The 16805-nt window shown below is 47.7% G+C and carries 13 protein-coding genes; 2 read left to right on the forward strand and 11 right to left on the reverse strand.

All coding sequences use genetic code 11. The annotated features are described in order from the left end of the window. Window positions 1-251: 251 nt before the first annotated feature. Together FCL45_RS17385 and FCL45_RS17390 are read left to right on the forward strand one after the other, a co-directional pair. Window positions 252-1010 carry an ATP-binding protein gene (locus FCL45_RS17385; RefSeq protein WP_136799043.1) on the forward strand — a complete coding sequence of 253 codons (759 nt, stop codon included), beginning with the start codon at window positions 252-254 and terminating at the stop codon, window positions 1008-1010. A gap of 409 nt (window positions 1011-1419) precedes the next feature. Continuing rightward, window positions 1420-2151 (forward strand): phosphohydrolase, encoded by a 732-nt coding sequence (locus tag FCL45_RS17390; RefSeq protein WP_136799042.1) that lies wholly within the window; start codon window positions 1420-1422, stop codon window positions 2149-2151. Between the two features lie 65 nt (window positions 2152-2216). Here the strand turns inward: FCL45_RS17390 and FCL45_RS17395 are convergent, their stop codons facing one another. The 11 genes from FCL45_RS17395 to cooS (FCL45_RS17445) all read right to left on the reverse strand — a co-directional run bounded on the left by FCL45_RS17395 (window position 2217) and on the right by cooS (FCL45_RS17445) (window position 16747). Then, window positions 2217-2759: a DUF8082 domain-containing protein gene (locus FCL45_RS17395; RefSeq protein WP_136799041.1), complete on the reverse strand. Its 543-nt coding sequence runs from the start codon at window positions 2757-2759 to the stop codon at window positions 2217-2219. Further along, window positions 2756-3853 carry a HAMP domain-containing protein gene (locus tag FCL45_RS17400; protein ID WP_167495863.1) on the reverse strand — a complete coding sequence of 366 codons (1098 nt, stop codon included), beginning with the start codon at window positions 3851-3853 and terminating at the stop codon, window positions 2756-2758. Before FCL45_RS17400 ends, FCL45_RS17395 begins: the two co-directional genes overlap by 4 nt. Before the next feature lie 750 nt (window positions 3854-4603). Continuing rightward, complete coding sequence (locus tag FCL45_RS17405) at window positions 4604-4777, reverse strand: TFIIB-type zinc ribbon-containing protein (protein WP_167495862.1); 174 nt, start codon at window positions 4775-4777, stop codon at window positions 4604-4606. 151 nt (window positions 4778-4928) lie between these two features. Beyond that, on the reverse strand, window positions 4929-5345 hold the full coding sequence (locus FCL45_RS17410; RefSeq protein WP_136799039.1) for a hypothetical protein: 417 nt from the start codon (window positions 5343-5345) through the stop codon (window positions 4929-4931). Between the two features lie 115 nt (window positions 5346-5460). Continuing rightward, window positions 5461-7419, reverse strand: a complete 1959-nt coding sequence (gene cooS, locus FCL45_RS17415; RefSeq protein WP_136799038.1) for an anaerobic carbon-monoxide dehydrogenase catalytic subunit — start codon at window positions 7417-7419, stop codon at window positions 5461-5463. Window positions 7420-8295: 876 nt separating this feature from the next. Continuing rightward, window positions 8296-9075, reverse strand: a complete 780-nt coding sequence (locus tag FCL45_RS17420; RefSeq protein WP_420811239.1) for an ATP-binding protein — start codon at window positions 9073-9075, stop codon at window positions 8296-8298. 373 nt (window positions 9076-9448) lie between these two features. Continuing rightward, window positions 9449-9736, reverse strand: coding sequence for a hypothetical protein (locus tag FCL45_RS17425; RefSeq protein ID WP_136799036.1), 288 nt, complete (start codon window positions 9734-9736; stop codon window positions 9449-9451). A 235-nt stretch (window positions 9737-9971) separates the two neighbouring features. Continuing rightward, window positions 9972-10862 carry a dihydropteroate synthase gene (locus FCL45_RS17430; RefSeq protein ID WP_136799035.1) on the reverse strand — a complete coding sequence of 297 codons (891 nt, stop codon included), beginning with the start codon at window positions 10860-10862 and terminating at the stop codon, window positions 9972-9974. A gap of 148 nt (window positions 10863-11010) precedes the next feature. Beyond that, window positions 11011-12354 (reverse strand): acetyl-CoA decarbonylase/synthase complex subunit gamma, encoded by a 1344-nt coding sequence (gene acsC, locus FCL45_RS17435; protein WP_136799034.1) that lies wholly within the window; start codon window positions 12352-12354, stop codon window positions 11011-11013. A 98-nt stretch (window positions 12355-12452) separates the two neighbouring features. Then, window positions 12453-14666 (reverse strand): acetyl-CoA decarbonylase/synthase complex subunit alpha/beta, encoded by a 2214-nt coding sequence (gene acsB / locus FCL45_RS17440; RefSeq protein WP_136799033.1) that lies wholly within the window; start codon window positions 14664-14666, stop codon window positions 12453-12455. A gap of 53 nt (window positions 14667-14719) precedes the next feature. Beyond that, window positions 14720-16747, reverse strand: a complete 2028-nt coding sequence (gene cooS / locus FCL45_RS17445) for an anaerobic carbon-monoxide dehydrogenase catalytic subunit (protein ID WP_136799032.1) — start codon at window positions 16745-16747, stop codon at window positions 14720-14722. Window positions 16748-16805 lie beyond the last annotated feature (58 nt).

Consider the following 16805-nt stretch of genomic DNA (forward strand, 5'->3'; position numbering starts at 1 on the left):
GGGTGGCTTTTTACTTTCATAAATTCCATGAATGGTATTATCTATGACTTGACCCGAATGACTCATGAGACAGTCGGGTTAACCGGAGCGGAGAGTGACAAAAGAGAATCGCTCTTCGTCTTTATATTTGCCCGGAAGGATGTCGCTGTTTTAGATGGATGGCGTGTCAATTCTAAGCATGCCATACTTCTACACCAAACTTCCTGCCGGTGCAGTACAACGTGTCATTTTCAACCTGGAACGGAGATAGTATGGGTAAAGTTATAGCTTTTGCTGGCAAAGGCGGCGTTGGGAAAACCACCGTTGCATCCCTCGTTATTCGTCATCTTTCCAATACCGGTCAAACACCGATTCTCGCGGTTGACGCCGACCCCAATAGTAATCTCGGGGAAACATTGGGAGTCGAGGTACCGACCACTGTAGGAGATATCCGGGAAAACTATATGCGCGACCCGCAAGGTGTCCCTTCCGGTATGGATAAGGTGAACTATCTGGAAACACTTGTTGAGCAGGCCCTCATCGAGCGGTCAACTTTCGATTTGCTGGTAATGGGCAGACAAGAAGGCCAGGGCTGTTATTGCATGGTCAACAATATTCTCAATAATTTTACCGATCGTCTCGCCGCCAGCTATAAACACCTGATCGTCGACAACGAAGCCGGCATGGAGCACCTAAGCAGAAGGACCTCCGGCAAAGTCGATATGCTCTACCTGGTAACCGATTACTCTTTGCGTGGTTTACGCGCTCTTCGCCGTATTTACGAGATGCTCGACAGCCTGAAACTCGAAGTTGTGCGGCTCGGCATTGTAGTTACCCGGGCTCCGGAAACCTTAGGTGAGGCATTCATGGCAGAAGTCGATGAAATCGGGGTGGAAATAGTTGGAACGATTCCGAATGACCCGGCTTTGCTCGAATTCGACATGGCTAAGCGATCGCTTATGGAGCTTGATGATTCTTCACCCGCTGTGCTCGCTGTTCAGCAAATGATGGAAGAAACCATCACTGCCTGAAAAACATTTCCACCCGAATATGTCATCAACTCAGGCGGTGTCTGCCTCTAAGATATTGTCGGCACTGGTCAGAAAACTACAGGTCCCGACAGTCACCCGAGTTTATGACACTGCGAGGGCAACCTCAGGCCAACGTTGAAAAACATGGTTAACATGGAAAATCTTAATATCCCTATCCCCTTGTCCCTCTCGCCTCACTTCTTGAAGCTGGGCTTTTCAAGCTGAAGATCAGGGGGAGTCAGAATAGCAAATACCAAAAGGGTGAGTTTAGCGACTCACCCTTTTTTATTCGTCTTTTTTTGATTCAGGTCAATTACCTCAATGTTGATTTCCTGTAGAGTTGTCATAGAATAAGAAAACGCTTAAATGTTTTCTGCCACTATTATCGAATTTTGCCAGAGAGGTAGATATGCGATGCCCCGGCCAGGATACCCAGTATTGGGATGCAGAAGCGATCTATGACGTCAACTGCCCACAGTGCAACAGTATCGTTGAGTTTTACAAGGATGACACCCAGAGAAAGTGCCACTCCTGCGGACATCGCTTTGTAAACCCGAAAATGGATTTTGGTTGTGCCAGCTATTGTCAATTTGCTGAGCAATGCGTCGGGACTCTCCCCGAAGGAATGGTCATTTCCAGCGACAACCTTCTTAAAGATAAAGTCGCAATTGAAATGAAGAGATTTTTCCGAAGTGATTTTAGGCGAATAGGCAGATCGATGAGATTAGCACGTTATGCTGAGCCCATAGCCATAACGGAAGGGGCGGCCCTTGGTCCGACATTATGTGCTGCCTACCTGCTTGAGGTTCATTGCTTGGAGAGTAATGACCAGGTCGAAATGAAACAGACTACGGTCGAACAACTGCTCATCAAAGCTGGGGCCGAGCCTCCGCTGAGACAGCAAGTGCACTCTCTTCTTGGCCTCCTGACCCGATCTGATTTCGCATCATCTCCGGAAATCAGAACCCTTTATGACGCAAAACGTATTCTGGAAATTGATGAACAGATTAAAGCTGGTAAGGTTTCTGCTGAAGATCTGCAAAAATTGCCAAACACCCTGGCAACATCAACAGGAAGAGATACTGCAGAAAAAGTCATCTCGGGACACCTGAATGGCTCTGCCGAAACAACCGGATCATAGGCGGAGGGTGAAAACCACTCCTTTCGCAGGAGTGGTTTTCAATTCCGGTCATGGGTGCTCAATCGTTATAGTGAGAACTTATTCTTCATTGCAGAGCCAAATTGAACAGCCTGCTCATCTGAGGGAATCTCCTGTGCCAGTTTATCAATGGCTGTAGCCAAATCCTGCTCGTCTGCCAGATGCTCCTCACAGATTATTGTGGCCATAGGACCAATAAAGATTGCCAAGCCCTCTTCAAGTGCTTTTTTCTGGTCCTCGTTCAACATACCACCTGCATAGGTCCTCGATTCAATCGCAGGCCCCAGCCCGGCTACCGCCGACAGATAGCGTAATATCTCTTCGGTATCAGGCAACTCACAGTTAAGTTCCGGTGCACCACCGTCACTGAATCGAACCCGGCCCATTTTAATTTCGGGGATCAACCGCAGGGCTTCATCACCACGTTTATTGAAGAAGTATATATAGCTGATCTCCCCATTGTTCAGAACCAGTTGCGCCGACTGATTGGCATCGGTCGCGATGTACATCATGCCTGATCTCTTATCGGCACAATATCTTTTCAGCAGAGAAACAATTTCAGCAAATGCAATACTCTCGTCATGGCTCATTTCTTCTTCCGCAGTCTGTCAAATGCCATTTGCAAACTTACGCCCATGCGTTCAATTGCCCTCGCAAGAGCCCCTATCTCATCTCCTCTATCCCTTTCGCCAATATCTGCACTTAGATTGCCTTTACTGATATCATCGGCAATTTTCGTCAATCTCCTGATAGGTGTTGCCAGATGATTAGCGAGCAGGTAGGCCATAAGCACCACACTCACCAGCGTTGCGGCCAGCAGAATAAGTGATTGGTTTTTCGATTTAACAGCAGAGCTGTAGGCTTCATCATAGTCCTGCTGAACAATAAGCTTCCAACCCATTCTGGTTTTAAATTTATAGGCAACTATCTTTTTGCCCCTCTCGGTAAAAACAAAATTGCTCCCTGCAAGTTTCTCTCTGTACTGCATGACAGGATGATAACTCATATCCTGTAGCTGGTTTTTTACCCTGCCGAGACCATGGGCAAGCAACCGGTTGTTTTCATCAAGCAAGATCGCATATCCGGTCTTGCCAATTCGTGTTTCTGTCACCGCCTTTGAAAGATCTTCCAGTGTCATGGCGATGGCGAGTACACCTTGAATCTTTTGCCTTTCAGAAAGTATAGGTTTGGCGAGGATTAAAGCAGGTTTTCCCGAGGTCTTGCCCATCAACAGCTGTTTGCCGATAGTTTTCCCACCCATAACCTGTTTGAAATAATCACGATCACCATAAAATTTTGTTTCTTTGCCATCACTCCTGCCGATATTTTCGCCATCCGGCTGTACAGTAAAGGCCAGGTACACCCAGTCATAGGTATCCTGGATAGACTTCAGGATCGGATTCTGTCCTTCGGCAGTCATACTCAACATTGCCGGAGACTTACTGTTCTGCTCGAGAAGTCTCAGATTGAATTCAGTCCACTCATCAACCCTGTTCGCCAAGGCCGAAGTATCTTGAACCAGGGCCTGAAAAACATTCTCCGTCCAATCCTGTTTCGCCTTGTGGATACTGATGAACCACAACCCCCCAATAGGAATGACGGCAATCAGCATCATTGCTGTTAAGATCCTATAGAGAATCGTAAAACCTTTAGGCCCACTTTCGAGTGCATTAGTTGCTTCCATCTCTCTCCTCATCAAAATCAAAACTCCCTAAAAGACACCTACCACTGCCAACGGAAACTTGGTTTCACAGATGTGCGGAAGCAATTGTTTATACGCACATATCGCACAGCAAAACATTTAAAACGACTGACCGCCTGGAGGAAAATGTAAACCTTGAAAGCTACATTGAGAAAATAGATCTGTCTCAAAGTGATCAGCCCTTGTGTAACGTTTGCACCACAAAAAACTTCATACCACCGTTGAACCAAATTCTTACGTCAACCTAGCGTAAAGCCAACCCAATATCAAGCAATTTCATAAATTTCATATATTTACGTGATATGCTCAAACAGAAAAATTAACCTCGCAATTTCAGGAAGATAAGAGACAGCCGCAAAAGCCCTGATAGCAAGTTGAACTTCATCTTAATCAGGATCAAACCGTAATATCGACAACCAGTACAAGGCTGAAAATGCGCTGGTACAAGAGATATAGAAAGGAGAGTGCTAAACTAGAGGGTATTGATCCCCCATCACAAAAAGAACATTTTAGATGAGGGATCAATATGAACGAGTCCAATTACCACCAATTCCTCACCTCAATATTTGAGAGGGGTTGGGAGTGACACTACATCAAAGCATGTTTTCAATACTGTGCTCAATGGTGTTTGAGCATCAGGCACATACTGAACACTGCCTATGCGCCCGCCATCTCACATCCAACCCCTGATCAGTTCTTACTGGGTGTAAGAGGTGTAATCAGAAAATCGTTTTACATAGACACAGCATCCTTGGGTGTTATTTTAACTCCACATTCCGGACACTTAATAGTTTTATCGATTTCATCCGAAAAGATTTCAATAGTAACACCGCATTCAGGGCATTTCAATTTGACCTCATTCAAGGTCTTATTGGCCTCAAAGCCAGGACAATGTTGATCACTCATGCAGATGCCTCCTTTCATTGTAGTTTGTTGAAACTCAACATAATTTTACAGCAATCTCATTTGCTCCTATGAGATTGCCCGCAACAACCTTTGTGAAATAGCTCTCTCTGGTTCAATAAAGGTACAGTACCTCAACATCATTACAGCTGTTTTACGCAGACCCCAACTCCTTGAGTTGGCTTTTTATGATCTTTTTTTCCCCTTTAAGTGGCTTTCTCTTTTCCATGCTATAAAAAGAGGTACTCCCCATTTTCCCGCTTCTGGTAAAGACAACCACATCAAAATCACCACTGTTATCTCCAAGTTCCTCTGCCCATAGCACCTTCTCAATCTCCATCGAAAAGTCGCTGCAGACTTTCTTGGCAAATTTTTCCGGATTCTCAGAGATGGACATTCCGTCACCAGTCTTTGAATAGATGCAAATGTATGGTTTTAAGTGACGAACACCAACCCCTCTGTCTGCGAGTCTGAAGATTTTCAGGTTATATGAGCCTGGAAACCAGGCTACAGGTTCCTGCTCATCATGTTTTTTGCCATCCCAGCTATATCTGCCAGCGAAAACCTTCATGACATCCTCCACCATCAAACAGCACCCGAAGCACACCCTGCACAAACGGTTGCCCAGGCATATTTCTGGTGGAAGGACTCAACATGGTCCTTCCACCTTGTCACATCTGATAAAATTATACATCTTCCAGTGCCCGTCTGTCTGCCATATCCATCAGAACCCGCTCCTGCCCCTTGTCGATACCAAGTTGCATTCTTTTTTTGTCTATGTGGGCAATCATCAACCGCGCCATGGCTATAGGGTCATCTGCAAATCCCCACTTTCCAAAACCTTTGGTTTCAAGTTCGCTGAAAAGATGTTTTTCGAATTTAGTACCCTTAGTCATCGGGAAAGTATGCCCAAACACCGTATAAACACCTGAAGCGACAAAGTACTGACCAATTGCAATCGCTTTCTCGCTCATCCATTCCGGAGCACAGCCGGCTGCCGGTAAATCCGCAATGGAATTACCCAGCCCGCCTGTCTTAACCATTTCTGCCAGAATCATCAGTATTCGCGAATTATCCACGCAAGCACCAAGTCCTAAAACAGGTGGAATCCCAACGGTTTCACAAACTTCAGCCAAGCCTGGCCCCGCCAGGGCTGCAGCGCCCGGGGTAGTAAGCCCTGCCTTGGCCAGCGCTATCTGGGAACAACCTGTCTGCACGACCAGTACATCATTCTTGATAAGCTCTTTCACCAGTTCTACATGCGAGAAATCCTGTTTTGAACGAGGATTGGTGCAGCCCACCACTCCGGCTGCTCCCCTGATGCGACCATTGATTATATTTGCGTTCAGCGGCTCATATCCGCTCCGAAACGAGCCTCCGAGCATATATTTAATGTATTCGTTTGAAAATCCGTGAATTCCCTTGGCAGTATTTCTCGGAATCTGAATTTCTTTGGACCTTTGTTTAAAGCGGCTTATCGCCTGAATAATTATCTCGTCAGTACATTCGAGCGGAGCATGCTCGTTCATTTCGATATGCCGGGCACCTTCAATTTTTGCTCTGTAATTGGTTGTAATAAATACTGTGTCGTAGCATTCACAGACTCTTTGAAGATCCTGTTTGATACATTGCACATCGACGGTCATGGCGTCAACGGCGCCAGACACGAGCACTGCTTCTGTGGAGGAAAAGTTCCCTGCATGGGGAATGCCGTGTCTCGAAAGCACATCAAGGCCAGAACAGCACATTCCCACCAGGTTTATCCCCTTCGCACCAGCCTCTACCGCCTTCTTGTTCAGAGTGGGAGAGCCTGCTGAGACAATCATTGATTCCAGCAGAATCGGCTCATGGCCATGAACGATGATATTAACCTGATCTTCTTTCAAGACCCCCATATCCACCTCAACCTCCACCGGAGCTGGGGTACCGAAAAGAATATCTGAGATATCCGTCGACACCATTGAGCCACCCCAACCGTCGGCAAGCGCAGTCCTTGAAATCTGTTTGGTCAGATTCTCGTAATCCTGATCGACACCGATCGCGGTACGATGCATCATCTCCATAATTTCACGCATTGCACCACGGGGCACAATGCCCTCCTGCCTCCACGTCTCAAGGGTTTCGGGTGGGACACGTTTAACAAGTGGAATCTCGCCATCAACCTGGGTATAGGTCCGCTCCAACTCTTTGTAGAGATCCTTTGCTATGTCAAGCAATGGCCGGTTTTCGGTTGGAATTTCAAGAGACTCTGCAACTTCACGCAATTTGATTGGATCTTTGATCTCAAAATCTTTTACGGTACCTTCAATTACTCCACGAAACAGGTCAAGCATCGCCATGCCATGATCTGTATGAGCCGCTGTTCCCGCAGCAACCATTCGGCCAAAGTTTCTGGCTACAATTGTGTCTATGGTTGCGCCACAAATACCGACCCTGGAGTACGGGTCTTTGGTGTTCAGCCGACATGGTCCCATGGAGCAGTTCTTACAACATGCAGAATCACTACCAATAGGACATGGACGCATGTTCTCTGCCCGATCAAAAAACAACTCTACACCATCTTTCCTGGCTTTAACGATCATCTGCTGTGTAGAATCACAGGTTGTAATATCTTCAGGCCGAATCAGTTCTTTGAGCTTCGCCATACTGCCTCCGATGTAAATAAGTTGGTATACGTCTCATTGTTCCGACAAATCGCCAACGCTGATCTGGCGTGATGTCTAGTCTACGTCACTGTGTTACACATCAAGAGTCTGCTAAGACATTGTTACGGCAGTGAGATCTAATCACATTTGGCACTAGGAATCATTCCCACCTACCCAAATTTATACCTCCACATAGTGGCAGTGTCAATAGTTACTGAACACATTTAACTGGTATTCCGAAACTTTCCTTAATTGCAGCATGACCAATGAGGGCCCACTCCCTTCATTGCTGCCCAGACCAGCTGATAATTAAGTGTAAAAGAAAGAGTATGAATAATCCAAGTGTCCAGTAAAAATTTCCTCTCTATGAAGATGCTGTGGGCTCGGAGGATTTTTACTGTATCTCAATTTGGTCGTTTCAATGCAAAGGAAGTATGAAATCAGCGCTATGAGTCGGCTAAAGTGGGTTTTCTACCAGGATATTTATTGCTGTATCTCCAACGGATACCAATGATCAATCATTAAGTGAGGATTGATCATATAAGGAATAATTGTAAAATATGATTACCGCTAAAACTTCGTTTCAAGGAATGAGGCGTGAGGAGTAACAGCTTAATGCTATAACGATTCATGGGATTGGTCACTTGCCAATCGGTCGCGTCTCACAGCTCACATCTGTCACCTAACTTTCTAAGCTGACGATTATGAGAAAACCGATTGTAAGATTGACTGAATCTTTATGAGAAAAGAGACCTGAAAAAAGGCAGCTCTGCGCAGGGGAAAATCTGGAAAATTCGAGGATGACTCCAGCAGATTATCTATGAAATCTGCTGGAGTCACATCTGGAAATAGCTTGAGAAGATATTCGGGCCGGTACTAATTTTTAGCGTAGCCCTGCAGTGTTTCTGCTATATCAAGGAGCTCCTGGGGGACATCATTGATGGTGGCATCAAAAGGCCTTCGTCCCATTCGGTCCGCTTTAACTATTTCATCATGCTCAGGAATACAACCCAGCAATGGAAAGTCCGGCAGAGACTCCCGGATCAGTTCTATATCTTCTTCACTTCGAACCCGGTTGCCTAAGATAACAATATTCTTTATGCCGATGTCTTCGCCGAGCTTACGGATTTTATGGGCCGCATTCCTACTGCGTGCGCCAGGGTTTACAACTACAACCAATGCGTCAACCGAACCTGAAGTTGCCCGGCCAAGATGCTCGACCCCGGCCTCCATGTCCATTAACACAATCTCATCCCTGAACAGTACCAGGTGATTCATCAATGCTTTTAAAATTGTACTCTCAGGACAGATACACCCGGAACCACCACTCTGAACAGTTCCCATAACCAGCAGTTTGACGCCATCCTTTTCTTTTGAGAAACGATCCGGAATATCGTCAACTTTTGGGTTCAAGGTAAAAAAACCACCCATGGTTCCAGGTTTGGCCCCAGTGCGCTCTGAGATAAGATCAGAAAGCTCAGCGATAGGTGTGATCGGTTCTTCCTCCGGGATGCCCAAACCCGCAGCCAGATTCGCCACCGGGTCTGCGTCTATGGCGATCACCCTGTTCTTTCCCCCAGCGGCCAGGCAACGGGCCAGTAATGCAGTTACCGTAGTTTTTCCCACGCCACCTTTACCGCCAACAGCTATTTTCAAGCCCACGTCGATTCTCCTGTAGAGATAATTTGATCCGGCACCATTCGCATATATTCAGGTTCCGGCTTGATATCATGCAACCACTCCAAGTCCGCTTTTTCATCAGTTCAGACAGTGTCAGACGTGAAATCTTCGGCTGTAGAACTCAGCATACTAGGGAATGCGAGTTTGTACCCATTGGAATGCTTACCTGTTTACTTCTAAAATACGCAAGAAACTTAGACAATATTTACTGTCTCTAAGAGCGTTTCAGTACATCTCAGGTGAACATTGGGTATACATTAAACACGTCTTCAATTTCAATTGGCAAGAACCACCCAGACACAATACACATAAAAAAATCGGTAGAGCCCCTGATCAAAATCCAGTTCTGTTAGTTCTCTTTAATAATCTTGCCATTCCCGTCAACCAGGGTTACCAGGAAGTTATTTTTGTGTGCTACGTCGTTCAATTCCTCAACATGGACAGCCTGCACTTCATATTTTTTACCCTTTTCACGGGGTATGGAAAGGAAGCAATCGTTGGCTTCATCCTTGGTTTTAAAGGCCGGGATAAAGTTCACGTCTTTATCCTGATCGTAGAGACCGAGATAACTTTCTTCAGTTCCCACTTTATCGACATATACGTATACCCACTCGTCAGACTGCTTATCAGAGGTCATTTTTAGCTCCGTTGAACATATCAGTTTGATATCTTGCCTTTTCCACGATGATAGATCAGCCGGAATTTCTCACGATAAATTCCGGCTGGTGCTACCGCTATCCTAATACATCTGAACCGTTCAGGAAATTGGTAATAGTATATAGTGCATTTGTCAACTTGCCACCCTGTTTCAAAATAAAAAAGCCCCGCTCTAAAAAGAGCGGGGCTTTTTTACCATATCTTTCCGGAAATATTTAGATATCCAGATAAGAATCAGAGAACAGGTTCTCACCGGTGATTACCCTCACGGTCTTCACGTAATCACCAAGTTCTTTGCTCAGGGTGGATGGATCAGGAGCGGTTCCGTCCATGGCCTGATGAACAACATCAACGATATCAGGACGCTGGCCCTTAGCAACTGCGGTAAGGCCATCATCGAGAGGATCGGAGATAACAGACTTCATGCCGTAACGCTCAAGCATGATCATATAGGTGGTATTGAGAATAGGACGAAGCTCTACAGGAGGTCCATTGGAGATGTTTGAAAGACCACAGGTAGACATTGCGCCAGGAGCTATGTCTTCGAGCATCATCTGGAAGTTCAACAGACTCATACACTGCTGCTGCTGAATATTCACTGGAGTAACGATACCATCAACCCAGATTTTCTCATTTGGAATTCCTGCCTCATTTGCAGCGTAAAGCAGTTCAACACAGAGAGCGGCGCGCTCATTCTCATCACGTGGCAGGCCATCCGGTCCCCACATCAGGGCAACGATGTCAGCCTCGTACTTGGCAGCCATCGGTAACATTGCATTATATCGCTCCGGACGAGCCATGATAGAGTTGACGATATGTGGCTTGGCACATGGCTTCAACACTTTCAGTCCTTCTTCAATGGCCTGTATATTGGAAGTATCGAGAAGCAGCGGAATCTCAGGAATTACTTCCTGCACGACCTGGCATACCCATGGCATCAGCTCATGTCCGTCCTTCTTGGCCGGTCCGAGATTGATGTCAACGTAATCCATTCCTTTCTCTTTCTGCTCGAGAGCTTCTTCCTGGATTGGTTTCGGATCGCGCTCCTTGAATGCTCTTCCTATTTTAGTGGAAATAACATTCAAGCTTTCACCAAAAAGAATCATTGTACTCCTCCGTAACTGAGTTCGTAATCAATATTCCAAAGTTAATCTGGAATATTTATCATCAGCGGTAGCCTCTACATAGCTTCCCACCAGGATTGTCACTCTGCCGGTTCGAGAACCGGCAGAGTGCGTCACCAATTATCACCAATTAAACACGTGCTTTCAGAAAACCTGCTAAATGGGCCGATTCTCTTGGACCTACTGTAATTTTCCAACCGGAAAGTTCTTCCTCAACGTCACCTGCGATAGCAGCAGCGTAACCAGGAATAACCAATTCCTGATGCTTGACTTTGTCCATAATTCCGCACTTCTTCACGAACATACCAACATCATCACCACCAAACTTGCCGGCCGCCCATGCTGTAAGAACTGACAGACCTTCCGCATCCTTGATAAGCAGCCATGCGGGCACCTTACTCGCTTCAATCTCACCGGAAACGATGAAGTAGGTAAGAGCAAAGTTGGTTGTTACCAGTACAGGCGAATTGTCATCCGGGTTGCCGATCGGGTAAATACCTTCGGTTACGGTCATAGGCCGCTGAGGATCGGTGAAGATATTCAATCGTTCCAGGAGCAGCGGGAAAATAACCTCGGTCTCCAGGCTGGAGAGCACGACAATACCGGCATACTTGGAAACAAACATACCGGCAACCAGTGCTTCCATATCGGAGTTTGATGCCATCTCGGATGCAAATACGATGGTCGGGAACCCGAGGGAACGGTTGGTGTCTTTGAGCGCGGCGCGACGGATAGCGACCTGATCTTCCAGGGCCTGCTTCAGCTCACGACTTCCGGAATCAATGACCAGATCCTTGAGCCCCATACCGGTAAGTTTATCGGTAAGAGCTATAATGCCGTCGATGGAATCAGCCTTAACAGCCAATGGCAGATCGTTATCAAGCGCGATCTTACCCAATTCATCTGCATTTGCCTCAGTTGCTGCATAAATTAGCGGTCTCTTGAAGGCGGACGTTGCTACTGCCGCCTCAATGGCTGCGACATCTTCACTCATGAGGATCAGGTTGAACTCAGAGGTCTCTGCAATCTGTTTGGCAAGAGCTGCAAAAGCAACGCTATCACCATTAACATCCTTCAATGCAACCAGCTCAGGACGCAGATTCAGACCAACACGCTCATATTGCAACGCGTTCCAGGCCTTCATTTTAGCTTCCACCTCGGCCGCATCGGTGTCTGAGGTGATGGTTCCCGCAAACATGGTCGGGTTGAAAAATGTTTTTTCATGCCGGAACATGACAGTTTCACCACCGGTGGTCGCCTTACGCACACCCTGGCCAACAACAACAGGACGAATTGGTGGTGCGGAAGCCTCCGCCAGCTGAGCACGGGCCTCATCGGATACGTATGGGCAGGAATCAAGCTCGGCCTTACCGGAAGCGAGATTCATTGCAAACGCCAGACAGGTAGGAACGCCACATTCCTTACAATTGGTCTTGGGCAGGAGTTTGAATATCTGTATACCTGTTAACGCCATTTGTTTTTTCTCCTTGTCTATATGTCCACACAGACTTCAGTGGCCAGCCACTTCGGATAACATATCATACGAAGTGGCTGAACCGTCTGCGAAAATAATTAGCCAATCAGCGGATCCATGCTCAGTGCAGGGTGTCCTTTCTCCTGAAGCCATGGCATGATCTCGTCCTCAGTGATACCCACGGTCTCATCGGCGATCATATCCGCAAAATTCTTCACGCCCATCTCTTCGCCTCTGGCGTTCAGTCTATCACGAATCTCATCTTTCAGGATCTTAGGCATCCAGACCATTCTCAGGATACCACCATCACCAAGGATAAACTTCTTCTGGGTAATGTTGAACTTGGAGTGGCCAACAAAACCAGGTGAAGAAGCACCACCGCCCATAACACCGGCCAGAGTGGTGAATTTCATACCCGATGGAGTCTCGCCAGCATAGTCACGTCCAACAGTCATGATGCCGTTACAGCTTGGCAACATGGCGGCGATACACTCACAACAACCACAGGTGGTCATAGGAGCTTGAACCATGGAATAGAAGTTATAGGTATCGACGGCGCCTTTGGATGCGATCTTGATGAACTCATCTACACCCTCGAAACGTCCCAGTACCGGATCGAGAACCTTGCCTTTCTTGATCGGCTGGTTCGGACCGGTGGGGTTGATTTCGTAGGAAGCTTTACAGTCCATCCAGTTATAGGCACCACAGAGACCTGTACGCTCAGGACTTACGGTACAAACGTGGCTTGGGGCAAAAGACTGACAGAGACTACAGCTGTAGAAGGTCTCGACATCTTCATCGGTCATAGTGTCTACACGCTCGTCACGCATCTTGTACTCGGCACGTGCACGGGTAGTCATCTCATCAACATCTTTCTGATTGGTGAAAAGAGTAACCTGAACCTTGTCGACGATCTTCTGAAAATCCTGATGGAACTTGGCATGCAGTACCACACCGATATCCTTCAGAGTGAAGCCCTTGTCGATGGCAGCCTTGCTGATACGTACCCAGGAGATATCTCTCTGGCCGATATGCATGATACCCTGGATATAGTTTACAAGGTGATGGATCTGACGTTCCATAATCGGCTCGAAATCAGGCTGGAACTCACGACCGGCAATCTGTACATAGATGCCCAGCGGCAGAGTGTCACCCTCTTTCATATCGCCGATGTCCGGTCCGACAACTTCAACCTTGCCATCTTCGATATCTTTCATGTCGGCCAGTTTCACCAGCTCGGTACACTGAGTCTTACCACCACCCATCTGACCGAACAGATCTGCGCCACGTACACGCTCGCCCTCAAATGCAGGACCAAACGCACATGGAATGTCGATCTCGGTGATGTTGATCTTCAGACCGCGAACCTCAACGGACTTCTGACAGATCTCATCATGGGGAACGTTGGCGACAACATGCTCGTAGGTACAGATACCCGTTGGCAGAATCTCAGGGATATCAGTATCGGCCAGAGTCGGGAAGCCCCAGTTAACACAACCGGCGGCGGCAACGGCCCACTCTGTTCCGACATCACCAAGGGCATTAACAAAAGCGAAAACACGCTCTTTGTTGTACATCAGCATCTTGCGGAAATCACCAGGCTGAACACCACCAAAGGCCATTGCTGCCCTGTTGGCGAAACCAAGTGCGAAGACGGCCGAAGAAATATCAGGGCCAAAAGGTACGATACGGGTATTCCAACCTACCTGCATACCAGCTTCGACACACTGCTCAACCGCTGTTTTTCCGTAATGGTTTGCCGCACAGAAGATATACAGAGACTTCTTCTGGTAATCTTCAATGATCATCTTGGCAGTCTCAGCATTTGGGGCTGCACCAACGATAGCTGCAAAACCCGGTGCAGAACCATCAACAAACTCAACACCACGCTTTCTAAGAATGGTATCGTCAGCAGGACCGACCCAGATCTTTCCAGCCTCTGTATCGGGATCTTCTGTAAAGGTATAGAAATCTGGCTCATTCAGAATACGAATGGCTTCTTTAATCTCATAAGCGAAGATACCGGCCATACCGGCATCCAGCAGGGGTCCGAGATATGGCAGATGATTGGCGCCTTTCAGATGCGGTGGCAACAATCCACGGGCAAACGCCAGAGGCTTCTTCAGATCCTCGAGTGTCTCACATTTCATACCTGTGAGAGAATAGATGACCGGCAGATAATAAGCAGTGTTTCCGAAACCGATTTTGGTAGATGCATCGTAAGTCTGGAGAGCTCTTTCAAGTTCGCCCTCAACCTGTGATACGACTTTATAGCCGCCCTGTATCGCTGCAAAAGCTACTAATCTAGACATGCTTTCCTCCTTCTTTGAGGATTAATTTATCACGTGTTCGTCAACTTCGAATGTTATTCCATTCCAAGAGCTTGCCTGTCGGCCATGTCCATGAGAACCCTCTCGCGTGCCTTATCGATGCCAAGCGCAGCGCGTTTCTTATCGATATGCGCGATCATCTTATGGGCGTGCTTGATAGGATCGGCCTCGCAATCCCACTTACCGCCATACATTTTCTCCATATCTTTATAGAGATAGTCCTTGAATACAGGGGCACCTTCAACCGGCATATGATAGCCGAACACGGTATAAACACCTGAAGATACGAAATACTGTCCGATAGATATAGCTTTCTCACTCATCCACTCCGGGGCAGAACCGGCCGCCGGCAGATCAGAGATGTCATCACCAAGTCCACCAGCCTTCACAACTTCAGTGGCTGCCAGCAGGATACGACTGTTATCTACACAGGAACCGAGGTGCAGAACCGGTGGGATACCGACAGTCTCACAAACCTCAGCAAGACCAGGACCGCAGTGAACACCGGCAGCCTCAGGAGTAAGCAGCCCTTCCATACCAGCGGCAATTGCTGAACAACCTGTGGTCAGAACGATGACGTCGTTCTTGATCAGTTCCTTGATGATCTTGATATGCGCATCATTGTGCTTGGTACGGGCGTTGTTACAACCAACAACACCGGCGATACCGCGGATACGACCGTTAATGATGTTATCGTTCAAGGTGTAGTAATCGCCACGGAAAGTTCCACCAAGATGATACTGGATGGACTCAACACCAAATCCGGCGATCTGCTTGGTCTTATGACGCGGGATCATGATCTCGGCGCCACGTTCCTGGAAGTTATCGATGGCCATCTTGACGATGCGCTTGGCATCCTGCATGGCGTAATGTTCGTCAAACTCAATGTGGATGACGTTTTCCTGCTCCATCTTGGCGATCGGATGGGTGGTGATCAGCTTGGTATGGAAACACTTGGCAACGTTGGCCAGGTTCTGGAATACACACTGAACGTCAACAACCATCGCGTCACAGGCACCGGTGATAATTGCCAACTCCTGCTGGAGATAGGTTCCTGCAGGTGGCACGCCGTGGCGCTGAAGGATCTCGTTTGCGGTACAGCAGATACCACCGAGCTGGATACCCTTGGCACCTTTCTCTTTGGCGTAGTCGAGCATTTCCTGAGACTGGGAAGCGGCAACGATCATCTCGGAGAGCAGCGGCTCATGACCATGAACGATAATGTTGACGTGATCTTCCTTCATGATGCCCAGATTCGCTTCAGACTGCAGCGGGGAAGGAGTACCAAACATTACGTCCTGAAGGTCAGTACCGATCATGGAGCCACCCCAACCATCAGCCAGAGAGGCCCGTGCGCCCTGCTTCATCAGGTTTTTGTAGTCCTGATCAACGCCCATATGGGTGCGGTGCATGATCTCTACGATCTCGCGATCGATTGCGCGGGGTTTAACGCCCATTGCTTCCCACTTCTCCTGCAGCGGCTTGGGAGCGCGGTCAAGATAGAGAAGTTCTCCACCGTTCTTGCCCCATTCGGCGATAGCCGACTCGGCAACGGCCAGTGCAATCTCATCGATATCTCTATCGAGGGTCTCACCATCGGCCTCTACTGTGGTCTCTACACCGTAATATGGTGCAATGGCGCGCAGTTTGGCAGGATCTTTAATGGTGTAATCCTCGGTTTCCTTACGTGCTACGGACAAAAAGGTTTCGGCAACGCCACGACCATGGTCGGAGTGAGCTGCCGCACCACCTGCGATCATACGAATGAAGTTACGTGCTGCGATTGTGTTTGCGGTTGCACCACACAGTCCTTTACGGGTGTCTTCGCCTTGGATTCCATCTTTTGGTAAAGGCAGTCGACATGGTCCCATTGCACAGTTCTTACAGCAGATCCCCTGCATGCCGATGGCACAGGGTTTCATGGTAACTGCTCTGTCAAAAACTGTCTCTATCTGAAGTTGCTGCGCGCGACGGATCATCTCCTGGGTTGCCACGTCAATGGAAGCTTCCATCGGATCTGCTAGTTTGGGAGCTTTAGCGGGTGCTTTTGTTGCTTCTGCCATCAGAGGTTCCTCCTCAAGTATGTTCTTAGCTTGTTTCGCTTGCACTACCACATTTTCT

The organism is Desulfosediminicola ganghwensis (assembly GCF_005116675.2).
In the GTDB taxonomy this organism is placed as follows: Bacteria; Desulfobacterota; Desulfobulbia; order Desulfobulbales; family Desulfocapsaceae; genus Desulfopila; species Desulfopila ganghwensis.